Source organism: Bacillus solimangrovi (genome assembly GCF_001742425.1).
GTDB classification, from domain to species: domain Bacteria; phylum Bacillota; class Bacilli; order Bacillales; family Bacillaceae_N; genus Bacillus_AV; species Bacillus_AV solimangrovi.
Map to the genome: position 1 here is coordinate 55,694 of NZ_MJEH01000055.1, position 16,059 is coordinate 71,752.

15 protein-coding genes are annotated in these 16,059 nt (G+C 35.7%); 6 read left to right on the forward strand and 9 right to left on the reverse strand.

The genetic code is table 11. The features are described 5' to 3' along the window. Window positions 1-35: 35 nt before the first annotated feature. Window positions 36-773: a bis(5'-nucleosyl)-tetraphosphatase PrpE gene (gene prpE, locus BFG57_RS15195; RefSeq protein ID WP_069718338.1), complete on the forward strand. Its 738-nt coding sequence runs from the start codon at window positions 36-38 to the stop codon at window positions 771-773. Window positions 774-841: 68 nt separating this feature from the next. On the opposite strand, the gene BFG57_RS15200 is transcribed toward prpE, so the two are convergent. The 4 genes from BFG57_RS15200 to BFG57_RS15215 form a co-directional block, all read right to left on the reverse strand. After that, complete coding sequence (locus tag BFG57_RS15200; RefSeq protein ID WP_069718419.1) at window positions 842-1,696, reverse strand: RluA family pseudouridine synthase; 855 nt, start codon at window positions 1,694-1,696, stop codon at window positions 842-844. Between the two features lie 57 nt (window positions 1,697-1,753). Next, entirely contained in the window at window positions 1,754-2,560 is an 807-nt protein-coding gene (locus BFG57_RS15205) for an NAD kinase (protein WP_069718420.1), read from the reverse strand. A 233-nt stretch (window positions 2,561-2,793) separates the two neighbouring features. Continuing rightward, a complete protein-coding gene (gene yjbM / locus BFG57_RS15210) occupies window positions 2,794-3,426 on the reverse strand; it encodes a GTP diphosphokinase (protein ID WP_069718339.1) in 633 nt (210 codons plus the stop codon). Between the two features lie 172 nt (window positions 3,427-3,598). Then, window positions 3,599-3,964 (reverse strand): UPF0738 family protein, encoded by a 366-nt coding sequence (locus BFG57_RS15215; RefSeq protein WP_069718340.1) that lies wholly within the window; start codon window positions 3,962-3,964, stop codon window positions 3,599-3,601. A 264-nt stretch (window positions 3,965-4,228) separates the two neighbouring features. Between BFG57_RS15215 and BFG57_RS15220 the strand changes: the two genes are divergently transcribed. The 5 genes from BFG57_RS15220 (at window position 4,229) to BFG57_RS15240 (ending at window position 8,071) form a co-directional block, all read left to right on the forward strand. After that, the gene (locus BFG57_RS15220) at window positions 4,229-4,810 is read left to right on the forward strand and encodes a CYTH domain-containing protein (RefSeq protein WP_069718341.1); all 582 of its coding nucleotides are present in this window, start codon (window positions 4,229-4,231) and stop codon (window positions 4,808-4,810) included. A gap of 42 nt (window positions 4,811-4,852) precedes the next feature. Then, the gene (locus BFG57_RS15225; RefSeq protein WP_069718342.1) at window positions 4,853-5,461 is read left to right on the forward strand and encodes a lytic transglycosylase domain-containing protein; all 609 of its coding nucleotides are present in this window, start codon (window positions 4,853-4,855) and stop codon (window positions 5,459-5,461) included. Window positions 5,462-6,051: 590 nt separating this feature from the next. Then, complete coding sequence (locus BFG57_RS15230; RefSeq protein ID WP_069718343.1) at window positions 6,052-6,462, forward strand: globin domain-containing protein; 411 nt, start codon at window positions 6,052-6,054, stop codon at window positions 6,460-6,462. Then, window positions 6,459-7,343 carry a ClpXP adapter SpxH family protein gene (locus BFG57_RS15235; RefSeq protein WP_281186703.1) on the forward strand — a complete coding sequence of 295 codons (885 nt, stop codon included), beginning with the start codon at window positions 6,459-6,461 and terminating at the stop codon, window positions 7,341-7,343. The genes BFG57_RS15230 and BFG57_RS15235 overlap by 4 nt, the downstream gene beginning before the upstream one ends. Before the next feature lie 524 nt (window positions 7,344-7,867). Next, window positions 7,868-8,071 carry a hypothetical protein gene (locus BFG57_RS15240; protein WP_069718345.1) on the forward strand — a complete coding sequence of 68 codons (204 nt, stop codon included), beginning with the start codon at window positions 7,868-7,870 and terminating at the stop codon, window positions 8,069-8,071. Window positions 8,072-8,104: 33 nt separating this feature from the next. Here the strand turns inward: BFG57_RS15240 and pepF are convergent, their stop codons facing one another. The 5 genes from pepF to mecA form a co-directional block, all read right to left on the reverse strand. Continuing rightward, window positions 8,105-9,922 carry an oligoendopeptidase F gene (gene pepF, locus BFG57_RS15245; RefSeq protein ID WP_069718346.1) on the reverse strand — a complete coding sequence of 606 codons (1,818 nt, stop codon included), beginning with the start codon at window positions 9,920-9,922 and terminating at the stop codon, window positions 8,105-8,107. A gap of 246 nt (window positions 9,923-10,168) precedes the next feature. Continuing rightward, window positions 10,169-11,467, reverse strand: a complete 1,299-nt coding sequence (gene hcp / locus BFG57_RS15250; RefSeq protein ID WP_069718347.1) for a hydroxylamine reductase — start codon at window positions 11,465-11,467, stop codon at window positions 10,169-10,171. Between the two features lie 86 nt (window positions 11,468-11,553). Beyond that, window positions 11,554-12,747, reverse strand: coding sequence for a competence protein CoiA family protein (locus BFG57_RS15255; RefSeq protein ID WP_069718348.1), 1,194 nt, complete (start codon window positions 12,745-12,747; stop codon window positions 11,554-11,556). Window positions 12,748-12,842: 95 nt separating this feature from the next. After that, the gene (gene cls / locus BFG57_RS15260; protein WP_069718349.1) at window positions 12,843-14,354 is read right to left on the reverse strand and encodes a cardiolipin synthase; all 1,512 of its coding nucleotides are present in this window, start codon (window positions 14,352-14,354) and stop codon (window positions 12,843-12,845) included. 330 nt (window positions 14,355-14,684) lie between these two features. Continuing rightward, window positions 14,685-15,371: an adaptor protein MecA gene (mecA, locus tag BFG57_RS15265; protein WP_069718350.1), complete on the reverse strand. Its 687-nt coding sequence runs from the start codon at window positions 15,369-15,371 to the stop codon at window positions 14,685-14,687. Window positions 15,372-16,059 lie beyond the last annotated feature (688 nt).

Below are 16,059 nucleotides of genomic sequence, written 5' to 3' on the forward strand. Positions count from 1 at the left end.
ACTAAAACCATTATCAGCCATAAAGAGGTGACGTCATGTTTGATATTATAGGTGATATTCATGGGTGTAATACCGAATTCATACAGTTAACAAAAGAAATGGGGTACATTTGGGAAAAGAATGTTCCTATCCATCCTGAAGGTCGCATGCTCGTTTTTGTTGGTGACCTTGCAGATCGAGGGCCAAACTCAATTGAAGTAATGGAAACTGTCTGGAGACTTGTAGTTGAACAGAATATGGCTCATTACGTGCCGGGGAATCATTGTGATAAGCTTTATCGCTTCTTCCTCGGAAGAAATGTACAAATTACGCATGGTTTAGAAACAACTGTCGCAGAATATGAAAACCTTTCTAATGATGAACAGCAATTGGTACGTACTCATTTTATGGAATTGTATGAGCAATCTTCACTATATGTACAACTAGATAGCGGAAATCTAGTTGTTGCACACGCTGGCATCAAAGAAGACTACATCGGGAAAAATAGTAAAAAAGTAAAAACATTTGTATTATACGGGGATATCACTGGAGAAAAACATCCTGATGGCTCACCAGTGCGCAGAGATTGGGCACAACACTATCGAGGACAAGCTTGGATTGTCTATGGACATACACCAGTAAAATCACCAAGAAAGGTGAATCATACCTATAATATTGATACTGGAGCTGTGTTCGGAAATAAACTGACAGGATTACGTTATCCTGATATGAAACTATATTCCGTCCCCTCATCAATGCCATACGTTCCTGAGAAATTCCGTTCTTTTGATTAAGGAGAATGAACTACACTCACTAAGCAGCAACAATAATTGTGTATACTCTATATAAGAAAACCGTTCGCTTAATCGTGCGAACGGTTTAATACATCTTTGAAATCAGGTGGCAGTGGTGAACATACTTCCACCTGTTTTTCTAAAAAAGGGTGTATAAAAGTAAGCATAGTGCTATGTAACGCTTGCCTATTTATCTGTTTATCATTACCACCATACAGACTATCTCCTAGAAGAGGATGCCCAAGTGAAGCTAGATGTACTCGAATCTGATGTGTTCTTCCAGTTTCTAGTTTCAAAGATAAAAGTGTGTGACCATCACTTCTATCTTCAACCTTAAAATGAGTAACAGCCCTTTGTCCGTTCGGGTGAACGATTCGTTCTATAATACTACCTTCTTTTCTTGCAATCGGTTCATTGATTGTGCCACTATCAGGAATGATAACCCCCTCAGCAATAGCCGTATACTGTCGATGAATCAAGTTTTCCTGCTGAGCGAGTGAAAACAAGTGATGTGTAAATCGATCTTTTGCAATTAATAGTGCACCACTCGTGTCACGGTCAAGGCGATTTACGAAATGAACCGTATTCGAAATTCCGATTTGATCATAATAATATAGAATTGCGTTTGCTAGTGTACCATTTGGATGGTCGCTTGAAGGGATAACTGACATGTTTGGACGTTTATCCACTACTAAAACATGTTCATCTTCATAGAGAATAGTCAACGCCATCTGTTCAGGTACCATCCGATCGCCCTTTACCTCTTTTGGAAGCTTAACCGTTACATTATCACCTTTTTGAAGAACATAACGTACCGTTACTTCTTGGTCATTTACATATAGGCCTCCACCACTGAATTTCGTAGTTGTTAACAGACGACGAGAAAATCGTTTCTCTTTATGTAAAAATTCCCGTAGTAACATCTGATCACATGATGCTGGTACTTTCCAAGAAAATTGATCACTCAACTTTTTTTCTCCTTACGATTCCCAAGTTTCTGCAACAAATGAATCTCTTACTCGTTTCCAGAATGGGAATGGTCTGAATCGTGCAAACCGAATTTTTTCATTTGCCACACGGCATTGAATTGACTTAACATCTTTATGAACAATCGTTTTGTGATCAATCGTAATTTTCAAATCTGTTGCTTCCTTCGGCTTCAACATACATGTATGATGCTTCGGCAAAATGAGCGGTGAACCGATTGTACGAAAGACACGATTATTAATAGATGCCATTTCTGCTATTTGAATCGATTCAAGTGAAGGGTGAATTATCGCACCGCCTAACGCTTTATTATATGCAGTACTACCAGAAGGAGTAGAAATGCAAAGACCATCTCCACGGAACGTTTCAAATCTTTCACCTTTAATTTCAACATCAATAACGAGTGATCCATCGACAGTTTTAACTGTACTTTCATTTAATGCTAAATATACAACTTCTTTACCGCCATCGATATGTCGAATGATTGTTTCAAGTAATGGGTATTCGGCAATCTGATATGGAGTTTTGGCTAGTTCAATCACTAACTTTTCGGCCTCTTCTGGAAGCCAGTCTGCATAAAATCCGAGGTGACCTGTATGGATGCCAACAAATGCTGTTTTATCTAAACGATGTTTATAGCGATGGAAGGCATAGAGTAGTGTACCGTCTCCTCCAACAGTTATCACAATGTCAGGTTCTTCTTCATCCCAGATTAGATCAAATTCTTGAAGATAATTCTTCATTTTCATCTTTAAACCATTTGATGATTGGTCACCTCTTGAACGAATGGCAAATTTCATATTTTGCTCGACTCCCTGTTTATATTTTTCAAATTGAAATTTCGCTATATAGAAACGTTTATAGAAAATAACTTCCCATAACATAGGTATTCCTAAAAACCTCACTCATAACTGAATGAAACTCGATTCTACTCATCCTTGCTCACAACAATTACTCTTTAAAGTACAAGACTAAATAAAGTGGAAGTCTTAACATTAGTAATGCACGATATATTTTTTGTGTATCGTTCATATCATTTTGAACGATCAGTCTTATGTAAAAATAATTGTTGAGCTTCTTCAATTTCACCACGAATTTGAGACATTTCTTCATCTAGACGGAATGCTGCTTCCGCTGCTCTGTACAATCTTTCTTTTATTTCATCAGGTATTTGACCTTTATATTTATAATTAAGGGAGTGTTCAATGGTTGCCCAAAAATTCATCGCCAACGTCCGAATTTGAATTTCTGCGAGGATTCTTTTTTCACCATTAACAGTTTGTACAGGATAGGAAATGACAACGTGATACGAACGATAACCACTCTCTTTTTGCTCTGTTACATAATCTCGCTCTTCAACAATCTTGAAATCATTCCGTTGAGCGAGTAAGTCTCGCACACGCTTAATATCACCAACAAATTGGCACATCATCCTTAAGCCTGCAATATCTTGTATCTCTCCTTCTATTCGTTCAATTGGGACCTTCTTTCGACGTGCTTTCTCCAATATACTCGGTGTCGGTTTAACTCGTCCTGTTACAAACTCAATCGGAGAATAGGAACTATTAATGTTAAATTGCTCTCTCATTCCCTTTAATTTTACTTTCAATTCATCAACCGCTTGTTTATACGGTGTTAGAAACAACTCCCAATCCCATTTGTCCATGAAATCCTTCACCACCAACATATTATCCCAATAATGCTACTTCCATTAATTAATGATCCCATCGTTCATTAATTGACTTTTATTTCTCATAACGTGTTACGAACAATTCTCAACACATCTTGAAAAGTAAAGTCCGTATTAAATTGTTACAAATGCTCACCTTACTTAGAGCTTAGCTTAACAGCTCTTCAACTAGACGTTCCATCTCTTCACCATAATTTGAATTATCCTTGATATTATCAATTAAATAATTCATTTCCTCATTCAATTCATCTAATTGAATGACAGTTTTCCCATCAGTCAACTTTACTGACAAATCTTCTAGCAGAGCTTGTTTCAAGACAGGCCATACGCTATTGGGAAGTGTTACATATATAAATGCATCCTCATCTTCTAATATGTATACGAACGCAAGATTATCTGAATCAACTAGTACCCTCTCTCCTGCTTTCAACGATTCCTTAATTGTGTGAGCTGTCTTTAAAACGACAATTCCATTCTCAACAATACCTTGTTTGACTTCAATTGTTTGACGCATAATTGTACCTCCAATGAACAATTAACAGTTTCTTATTTAATGTATATGCATAACATTTGTATCATAAATACATTTCCTCCTAAGTGTATCATATTCTATTGATTTTTTTTAAAATTGATTTATGTGTTCACATTCTCCATAATTATATGAAGCGCAATGAACAACAGCTTTTCTATTGTAAATCTAGTGTGAGCACATGGTGACTGAAGCTTAATTCTTTAGAATTTGTAACTTTCTTACCTTATAAAGAAGGAGTATCAAAATATGAACCAAGAAATAGAAATTGAATTTAAAAACCTTTTAACAAAAAAAGAATTTCAAGACTTTCTTACCTATTACAAATTAAAAGAGAAAGATTTTATTTCACAAACGAATTATTACTTTGACACAGAAAATTTTGCACTTAAAGATAAACAATCTGCATTAAGAATTCGATATAAAAATGGGGTTTATATTCTAACGCTTAAAGAGCCTCATACTAAAGGCATACTAGAAACTCATGAGGAATTATCAGAAGAAGAGACTAACCAGATGTTAACAAATGGTGGCTGTATAAATGGGATGATTACAGAAAGGCTTTCTGAGATGATGATTGATACATCTACTCTACATTTACTAGGTAGCTTAACGACAAATAGAGCAGAAGTTAAGCAGGAAAATGCTCTACTTGTATTTGATCACAGCTTCTACTTAGAACATGAAGATTTCGAATTAGAAATGGAAGTCTCTAATCGTAATCAAGGAGAAATATACTTCAAACAACTACTAGAAAAATTTAAAATTCCAACAAGAGAAACACCTAATAAAATGGAGCGCTTCTTTAAACGAAACAAGGCATTGCAATGAGACATTTTTTTGCTCTCACACTAATGAAAGGAAGGAAAGTAGATGAAGCTATCAGCTCAACAACTACATACTTTACTAGAATTACAAGCTATACGTAACATAAGTCAACCCTCTATCCAAGGAAATACTAATCAAGTTAGTTCTCTCTTCTCAACATTATTACATGAACAAGTTTCATTACTAACAAGCCATACACAAACACGAACGCCATTGTTACAAAACAACTCTCTACAGTTAGGACAGGTAAAGAACTTACAACTGTCTCTATCTAATAGACAGAGCTTTGATGATTACATTGAACAAGCAGCTAAGAAATACAATATTGATTCAAACCTCATTCGTTCTGTTATTAAACATGAATCAAACTTTAATCCAAATGCAAAATCACATGCTGGTGCTGTCGGATTAATGCAACTAATGCCGCAAACAGCTAAACAGCTTGGAGTTCAAAATATTTATGACCCGAAGGAAAATATCGATGGCGGTACGAAATATTTACGAGAGATGATCGATCGTTATGATGGTGACCTTTCTCTTGCCTTAGCTGCTTATAATGCTGGACCAGGCAATGTTGATAAGTATAACGGTATTCCTCCATTTAAGGAAACCGAACAATATGTTCGTAAAGTTAGCTCAACTTATTTCACATAAAAATACCCTTATCAAAAAATTGTTTCGTTCAATCTGTTTAGATTATTAGTTAATCCAATCCATTAACAAATGATGAAACGCCTGTATCTCTCGCAGGCGTTTTTCATTTTTATAAAACAAACTTTATTACATAGGTCCATACATCTAGCACTTTTCATATAGTGGTTTATTCAAACGAATATTGTCTACATGTTCATAACAATTGCACTAAAATTAACACATGCACGTTTCATTGTGAATAAACGTACAATCAGAACATTTGCCGTTATAACGTACCATTGATACAATTTGTATATGAACAACCTAAATATTGCTTCTCTTAACGACCATGTATATCTATAAGACTACTTGTCTCCAGCTCAAATCATACCTTTATCCCGCTTATCATGGCATGTCTTACCAACGATAAGCAAAATAACAAACGTTGTGTCAGGTCATGCTAAGAAGAAGCCACACTGCTTGCAAAAATAGTTAAATTAAAGCTATGCTTATATTTTGAAAGTAACAGACAGTTCACTATATCGTTTCATCCATCCATAATTACTTTCTATTATAAAAATGAAAAACATCATTAAGAGGGGTCAACAAATATGAATGAAAAGCATCAAACACCTTATGAAGCAATTGGTGGAGACGCCGTTATTACTAAGCTCGTTACTACCTTCTATAATAAAGTTGGGAAGCACCCTGATCTTACTCCGATCTTTCCAGATGATTTGACAGAAACGATTCGGAAACAACGACAGTTCCTTACTCAATATCTCGGAGGACCGCAACTCTATACAGAAGAACATGGACACCCGATGATGAGAGCTCGCCACATGCAATTTCCAATTACTCCGAAACGAGGTCGGGCATGGTTAGCTTGTATGAGTGAAGCGATGGATGAAATTGGTTTAGAAGGTCCTTTACGAGAAGCCATTTATGAGAGACTAGTGCTAACTGCACAACATATGGTTAATACACCGGATGAACCGCAAGAGAAAGGAGAATCCGTGTGATTTGTCATTCCGCTGAGAACAATATTGGTTCGAAGCAATCGGTAAAGTGCAAAAGGCCTGTTGAAATATATGTGTTTATTGATCCACTTTGTGCAGAAGCCTGGGCATTAGAACCAATATTAAAAAAATTGTATTTACATTACAATGATGTCTTTACAATACGTCACGTCATTACTAGTAAGCTCCAACGATTAAATCTTGCTAAAGGCAATAAACCATCTAATATCGCAGCTGTCTGGGAACATACAGCAAGTCGTTCAGGCATGTCATGTGACGGTGATTTATGGTTTGAAGATCCGATTGCAACTCCATATGCAGCTTCAATTGGTATTAAAGCTGCAGAACTTCAAGGGAAACATGCAGGTGTTCGTTTCCTTCGCAAAATGCAAGAGACGATGTTTTTGAAAAAACAAAACGTCTCAAAAGAAGAGGTTTTAATTAAGATAGCTGAGAAAGCTGGACTAGATATACATGAATTCCAGAAAGATCTTCATTCTGAAGGAGCTGTCAAAGCGTTTCAATGCGATCTAAAAATTAGTGGAGAGATGGAGATCGACAGGAGTCCCTCTCTTGTTTTCTTTAATAACGAAAACATTGATTCTGAAGGTCTGAAGGTTACTGGACAATATGAATACGAAGTTTATGAACAAATCTTAAAGGATATTTTCCAACGAGACATCCAACCAAAACCGCTCCCTAAAATAGAACAATTTTTATCACATTACTCATTCGTAGCGGCAAAGGAAATTGAAGTCGTATATAACATGACTTGCAAAGAAGTGGAAACAATGATGAGAAAGCTCGCACTCAAAGGCGAGGTGAAATGCGTTCCAGTAAAATACGGAACCTTTTGGCGCTATATTGGTAAAAAAAATACATGAACGAAAAATTATCACAAAGCACCTAGCTTACAAATTAAATTTAAACATTGAAACATGTCATGAGAAGAGGCTGAATATCAGACGATATTCAGCCTCTTTCAGTCAAAACTAGTATGTGTAATGATACTGATTATCTCTTTTCCCTTATGTATTCCAACTATCTGATAATTTGTAATCACAATATGCACATATATAGAAAAGGAACCGATCCTCAATGGAATCAGTCCCTTTTCACACGTCTTCATTCGACAGGGGGGTGGGAGAAAGTTTCACGGTCAAACAAAGGGGTTATGTTTGCTTGTGATTAACTTTACAATGTAAATATACCAGCTTTTTAGAGGTCTGACAATTAGATTGTTAACCATTTCACAAAAATGTCACTAACCCTTACATTCTTTTAAGATCATTCGTTTCAATATTGATTTGAATGCGCTATCAACGTTATTATTACTATTTTATGTATCAAAACTAGTTGTCATATCTTACTCTCCCATTTCTATAATTAGGAATGAGGAGGAATTTATATGAACAATAGATGGTTTTTATTTATAATACTTGTAATAGCAAACATAGGGGCATTTTACTACTATTTACTTGGATTAATGCGACTTGAACCCCTCTTTCTGGCTGCTATCATTCAATTCACCGTTGTTCTAGTTAGCCTATTCATTTGGAATAAACGTAATACGTTTCGTGGGATACGAACGAAACGTAATAACAATCAGTGAGGGAATAGAAAACCCTCACTGATTGAATTATTTTTATGCTTGCTCAAGCAATTCTTCAAGTTCAGATAACTTCGCCTCAAAAACTTGTAAAGCTTGCTCAATCGGTTGTTTAGTTGTCATATCTACACCTGCATGTTTTAATACCTCAATTGGATAATCAGAGCTTCCTGCTTTCAAGAAGTCTACGTAACGATTAACAGCTACTTCACCTTCATCTAGAATTTGCTGAGAAAGAGCTGTTGCCGCACTGAAGCCAGTTGCATATTGATATACATAATAATTGTAATAAAAATGAGGGATACGTGACCACTCTAAACCGATTTCTTCATCCAAAGCAATTTCATCACCGAAATATTTTTTATTTAATTCATAATACATATTTGTAAGTGAATCTGCTGTAAGTGCTTCTCCCTCTTGAGCTTTCGTATGAATCAGATACTCAAATTCTGCGAACATCGTTTGACGGAATACCGTCGCACGGAAACCTTCTAAGTAATGATTAAGAAGATACATTTTCTTCTTTTTATCATCTGTATTTTTAAGCATGTAATCATTTAATAATGCCTCATTACACGTCGAAGCTACCTCTGCTACAAAAATAGAGTAATTTGCATAAGGGTATGGCTGTGTTTTGCGTGTATAATAGCTGTGGACAGAATGCCCAAGCTCATGTGCCAAAGTAAACAAATTGTTCACATTATCTTGCCAATTCATAAGAATATATGGGTTTGTTCCATATGTACCTGATGAATAAGCTCCACTGCGTTTCCCTTTCGTCTCATGAACATCAATCCAACGATTTTCATAACCTTCTTTTAAAATATTTGCATATTCGTCCCCTAATGGTGCTAACCCTTTTAAGATGAGGTCTTTCGCCTCTTCATATTTTACTTCCATTTTCACTTCTGGAATAAGTGGTGTATAAAGGTCATACATGTGCACTTCATCAATCTTAAGGACCTTTTTACGCAGTTTGATATACCTTTGCAATAAAGGTAAGTGCTCATTAATGACTTCAATTAAATTGTCATAAACTTTCTCTGGAATATTATTTCCACTAAGTGCAGATTGTCGAGCAGAATCATAGTTTCTCACTCTAGCATTGAAATTGTCCTTCTTCACTGTACCACTTAACGTAGAAGCAAACGTATTTTTATATTGGCCATATGTTTTATAAACTGCTTTGAATGCATCTTCTCTCACTCGTCGGTCATCACTTTCTAAGAAGCGAATAAAGCGACCATGTGTAATTTCAATATCTTCACCATTTTCATCTTTGATTTCTGGGAAAGTAATATCAGCATTGTTCAACATACCAAACGTATTACTTGAACTCCCCAACACTTCCCCCGCCTGAGCTAATAACGACTCTTCTTCTGCAGATAAAACATGGGGACGTTGACGATTAATTTCATCTAGTGCGTGATCATACAACTTCAAGCCTTCATGTTCTTGTAAAAATTGTTGAATCGTTTCTTCCGGTATTGAAAGAATTTCAGGTATGATAAATGACATTGCTGCACCTACTTGTGAATATAAGTTAGAGGCGCGGTCATCTAATCCTTGATAATGTGAGTTTGTCGTATCTTCATCGGAACGCATATGTGCATATGTATAAAGCTTACCAATTTTCTTTGCTACCTCATGTTGATATTCGAATGCCTCAAATAACGTTTCAGCTGATTCTCCAAGTTTCCCTTGAAATTCAGTTATTTTAGGAAGCATTGTCTTTACCTCTGTAAATAGGCTCTCCCACTCACTATCTGAAGCAAATATATCTTCGAGTCTCCACTTATACTGTTCATCAATCTCGTCTCGCGTAGGTAATGATTTTTTCTTTAGTTCAGCCATCCAACCAATCCCTTCTAAACAATTTGACCTCTTTGAAGTTTTCGCTCAACTTCTAAAGAATTCCTGTTTTTTAGTGTATTCTTTCCATTACAAATTATCCTATAGTTATTATATTCTTGCAAAAAAATTGCACTGACTATCTGTTTGATGTTGTTTTGGCTTTCGTAATAATTTGTGCAGCATAACAAAAGCCCGCTTCATAAAAAAGCGGGCAAAAATATATTCATATGAGGGTTGAATCTTAAATTAAGAAGACGAAAGAGCTAACATTGCTTCCATATCTTCTTGTGCATCTCCAATCAATTGAAGATTAAACATATTAACTAGTACATCAAGTACACCTTCTGAAATAAATTCAGGTGGTTTAGGGCCGATACGGATATCTTTGATACCTAAACTGAACAACCCTAGTAAGATTGCAACAGCTTTTTGTTCAAACCATGAAAGCACAATCGATACAGGTAATTCATTCACTTCACATTCAAATGCATCAGCTAAAGCCATTGCAATTTTAACAGTCGAACCTGAATTGTTACATTGACCAAGGTCAATATAACGAGGAATTTCAGTGCCTGGTACAGTTCCATAATCAACATCGTTGAATCGAAACTTTCCACAGGAAGTCGTTAAAATAACCGTTTCTGGGGGAAGTGATGTAGCTAGTTCACGATAATATTCGCCACCCTTTCCAGGTGCATCACATCCAGCGATAACGAAGAAACGTTTAATTTTACCGTCTTTAACAGCTTGAATGACTTCAGGCGCTAATCCTAAAACGGTTTCATGATGAAATCCTGTTGTTAACGTTTTGTCAGACTCCATATATACTTCAGGTAACTCTAAAGCTCGATTAATTAATGGGGAAAAATCATCGTTCGTAATTTTTTCCACACCTTCTAAACCTGTTACTTCATAAGTGAACATTCGGTCTGCATAGCCACCTTTAATTGGCATGACACAGTTTGTTGTTGCAAGAATTGCGCCTTTGAAGTTTTCGAATAGACGACGTTGATCATACCATGCTTTACCGATATTTCCTTTAAGATGACTATATTTTTTCAATTGAGGATAGCCATGAGCTGGAAGCATTTCTGAATGGGTATAAATGTTAATACCTTTACCCTCAGTTTGCTTTAACAGTTCTTCTAATGCAAAAAGGTTATGCCCCGTAATGAGAATAGCTTTTCCCTCAACCTTATTTTGCGATACTTGAACTGGCTCTGGAATACCTAAACGTGTCGTGTGTGCGTCATCTAACACTTCCATCATTCGAACTGCTGACTGACCAACTTGCATAGCCATATCAATATGTTCTTGCACATTAAAGTTCGAATTCGTCAATGTCATATATAGCGCTTCATGTGTTGTACGGTCTACAAATGGATCTGTATAGCCTAACTGTTGTGCATGTGTTCGATAAGCTGCAATCCCTTTTAAACCAAATACAATTGTATCCTGTAAGCTTGCGATTGTTTCGTCTTTCCCACATACCCCGATAACTTTACAACCACCGCTTGGCGTCTGTTCACATTGATGGCAAAACATTGATTATCCCCTCCCACTTGAACTACTGTTAGCATACTTCACACATTCCGAGTAAACAGTGATCTAGATCACTATTGGATCATTTTTCAAAATGTTGACACATTATTGTTTAATTTATTAATTTTTCCCATTACTTCCTGATCATAATGGAAGGCTTGTTCAATATTATTACATTGATTAAAAGCTTGTATTTTTTGAAATATACACTCGTTTTTTTTCTGTAAATAACTTAATCTAGTAAGCAATTCGAGATATTCCTTAATTGCAATCGAATAATGAGTTGTAGGATACATCGGTAACTGACGTACTTTAAACAACCCGCTCTGTAACGCACGCTTGAACTGATCGATAACTTTATTAAGATGAATTACGGACCCTAAAGGAAGTGGTTTAATAAACGTTAACCAGATCCACGCTTGCCACATCATTGCAGATGTTTCGATCATATAAAGAGACGGTATTGGAACACCAACTTCCGCAGGTAAATAACTAAGATGTATGCCCTGTTCATATAATAAGGTTGCAAATCGATGTTGAAGAGGAGAATGAAACATGCCTGCCCGAGAGCGCCATTTCTTCTTCTCCAACAACCATAATTGATAAATGGATTTCTCTTGTTTGAAAGGTATTGAGTTATCTGTCTTCGTCTGAAGGGGTTTAATTGAAAGGTGTGCAAGCGTTGTTTGAGAAGAGAACGGTGTAATGTGAGAAAGGATTAATAAGTGATAGGAATGTGGACAGTAATAGAGAAGAGTTGGTTCACGCTGATAGGGAAAGAGGAAAGTCCAATCAAATGTGGGAATACGAAAGAGAGATGCAGATATCCGCTTTAATCGTTTTTCACCTAGTATCCATAATGGGCGAATATGTGCAGTTTGATACCCGCGTGTTCGTTCAATAATCCTAGTCCTCGGTACGGTAGCACACTGAAATTCAACTGCAATACTGTTTTTTCTTTGTAGCAAAATGTCTGGACGTTGCTTTAAATTATGCAAATAAGGTTCTAATGTAGCATCATACCCTTTCGAAATAAAGTATTCATACAACTGTTTTTTACCTGTAAGATGATAATCAGATTCACCTTCAGCCTGTGCTTCGCAATATGAAGTCGTTTCATGTGCGAAATGCCAAATTCGTTTTGCTCCAAGCTTCACAACTAACTTACTTCCACAAGCAGAACAAAAAAATTTATAGTCATTCCTCCATTCGTGAATATACTTGCGTACTTCATCGTCAAGCAATGAAATAGATTTTCCATCTTCTATTATTGCTGTTAACACAATCACTCCTCCTTTCATAGTAATAAAAGTTCGTCATTGTAGCTACTTTACCTGTTAAAATACATAAAAAAAAGACATTGCATATATGCAATGCCTTACAATAATGGTGACAATAGGCGCGAAGTAGATTCAAATAAACGTTGCTTGAAAGAACGTTTTTTGAATAACTCATAATCAACCTCTTTCGCATGTTCCAAATCATTTATAAAGTCGTTCACAAGAGTTTCCGTACTCTTTGTTCGATAAAGGAAGGCATTTACTTCGAAATTCAAATGAAAGCTACGCATATCCATATTAGAAGTTCCCATTGAAGCAAGCTCCTTGTCTACAATTACAATCTTACTATGTAAGAAACCACGCTCATATTCATAAATTTTCACACCTGTTTCTAGAAGGGTTGGAAAATAAGATCGTGATGCATAGAAAACCGTTCGTTTATCAGGACGATTTGGCATTAAGATTCGAACATCTATCCCACTCAATGCAGCAACTCGAAGTGCTGTTAAGATGTCATCATCTGGAATGAGATATGGAGTCGCAATCCAGATCGATTCTTTGGCAGAAATAATCATTGAGAAGAAGACATTTTTAATAACTTCTAAGTCATTATCTGGCCCACCTGCAAGCATCTGAACGCCTCCTAGATTATCACTTTCCACCAAATCAGGAGATAAATAACTAGGGGTGAGCAACGTTTCTTCAGTCATATAATACCAATCTTGCAGAAAAATAATTTGCAAACTACGAACTGCTTCTCCTTTAACATATAAGTGTGTATCTCGCCAGTGACCGAAATACTCGTCTTTTCCTAAGTACTCATCTCCGACATTCAATCCACCGACAAATGCTTCATTTCCATCAATGACAACTATTTTTCGGTGATTTCTGAAATTTAATTTATTGTTAATAATAGGTATCTTAACTGGTGAAAAAGGAACCATTTCTACACCAGCATTTTTTAATTCTGTTATATACTTTTGTGAAAGCTGCCAAGAACCTACAGCGTCATATAAGAATCGGACCTTAACTCCATTTTTAGCTCGCTCTTCTAAAATTTCTTTTAACTCATTTCCAATTCCATCATGACGCACAATATAATATTCCAAATGAATGTGATGTTCTGCATTTTTCAAAGCTTTCTTCAACTCATTAAACTTTTGCTCACCGTTCGTAAGCACTCTCGTATCAGTAGAAAAAGAAATTGGACTTTTCCCAAGCTTATGAGCTAATTGGAATAGAAGCTTCTGATGGTCACCCATCTTCTGTATCTCATCATTTGGTAATGGTCGTTGTCCTTCTATTTTCGCAAATGCCTGTTCATCTAACCAAGCCTTCTTCTCATATGTACGTCTTTTACGATAACTTTGTCCGAACATTATGTAAAAGAAAAAACCAAAAACAGGAAAAACAGCTAGTACAACTAACCATGTCAATGTCCTTGTAGGGTGACGGTTCTCAAAGAAAATTAAAAAACCTATAAAAACGGCTGAAAGAGAAAATAGAATACTTACTAAACCAAGTAACCACCCTTCCCATAACCCTTTTGTTACAAACATACCAATTGCAATAAATAATGTAAATACAAATACTTGTACACTCTTCTTCATCACATATACCCCTTACTATTCTACAGCATTAATATATTCAGCTTCTTTTACAACCCCTTGTTCTCATTAACATCTCAATAAAGTGAAAATCCTATTAGTTGATAATTAATAAACTCTTATTATTTTACTGCATAGACGTATGATTTCAAACCAAATTATGAAAATTTTACTGTTCATTACATCATTTACTATAAAGTGAAACTTACATTATTGATGTTTTTCTTCATGAACCACTGATGTTTTCTAAGTTATATAGTAAGAGTCTGCGTCAGTTGACACGTGATAATTTCAAATAAAAAAATAAGCCGATTTCACCGACGTGAAACCGACTTAAGCTTGGAACGGAAAGTATTTTGTTATTTCTTGAAGAGCATTTTCAGCAATAACCTTCTTACCGTATTCTTCAATTCGATGAATCGTAACCCTTGATTCTTCACCATATTCAAGAACTTGGCTTAACAGATTATCTTGTTCCTCATCATTGTACCGTTCATCTTCAAAACCTGTATAAAGGTAGTAACGATTATCGTAATGATATAACTGTTGGAAGAGACCCTCAGCATTGAAGTTGTAAGCCAATGCAATCACATCTTCAAAATCATTAAAAACAATCACAAAACGTAATTGCTCTTCTTCATTTACAAAACCTTCATCTTCTTCTTCATCATTATCATCACGAAATTGTTGGTCAAGCATTGATTCAATTTGCTCATCAACCGGCACTTCAAGGTGTTTACCTTCTGAAATAGGAAGTTCTAGTTTCTGACCATCTTTCGATAATTGAGCGCGTGTAACGATTACCTCAAGTCCCTTCTCTAACGCCTGAACTTGAATCCATAATGGTCCTTCAACTGGAAATTCTTCCTCACTATGCACCTCGTCCATCATTTCCCAAAACAGTTCTTCACTACGTTCACGGTTATACCAAATTTCCTCTCGATCAAAGCCACGTTCCTCTATATCATGATACGTTACGTAGAACTTAACAGTATTTTCATTTATACGTTCGATTTCCATCGACTTTCACTCTCCCTTCTTTCAGTTCATTGGCTTGAAGGGACAAATTCTTACCCCTTGAGTACGATACTCATATTCTATAATAAGTTATAGACGCTGTTCATATTTTCGGTAAAAATTGCCGTGGAATTTACGAGTTAGCTTGTGTTCTACACATATTTTTCACACACGCTTAGATGCCCACTGTTTCGATTCCTTGGTTACTTCGGTTCTTAATACATATAGAACCTTGTACTTCTATTTTATGATAAATCAAAACAGAATGGAAACAAAAAATCTTATACACATAAAAAATAGTCAAATGTCTATGTACTGCCTACTAACACACTACTTCCATCAGTGAAACAACTTCTCGAATTACAGATTCATTATAAAAATTCAAATTACTTTTGCTTCATCTTACTATTATTAAAAGTGGATACTTTTCAAATTAATCACTTGAATAACTTTTTTTGTTTACTCGTCTTACCCTTCATAAAATCTATGCAACAAACCTTGTATTATTGAAGAATATGTATAAGAAACATTCGTATTCATCTTTTACTCACTTAATATGAAAGTATCGCCATTTATCCGTATCGTATTCAATCTTGTTTCTCATTAGTCGTGGGATATATTATCGTGATTTTCTCTTCTTATTTCGTACTCAATCTTAAAATGGTTCATATACTGGTTAATAAGTACAGAC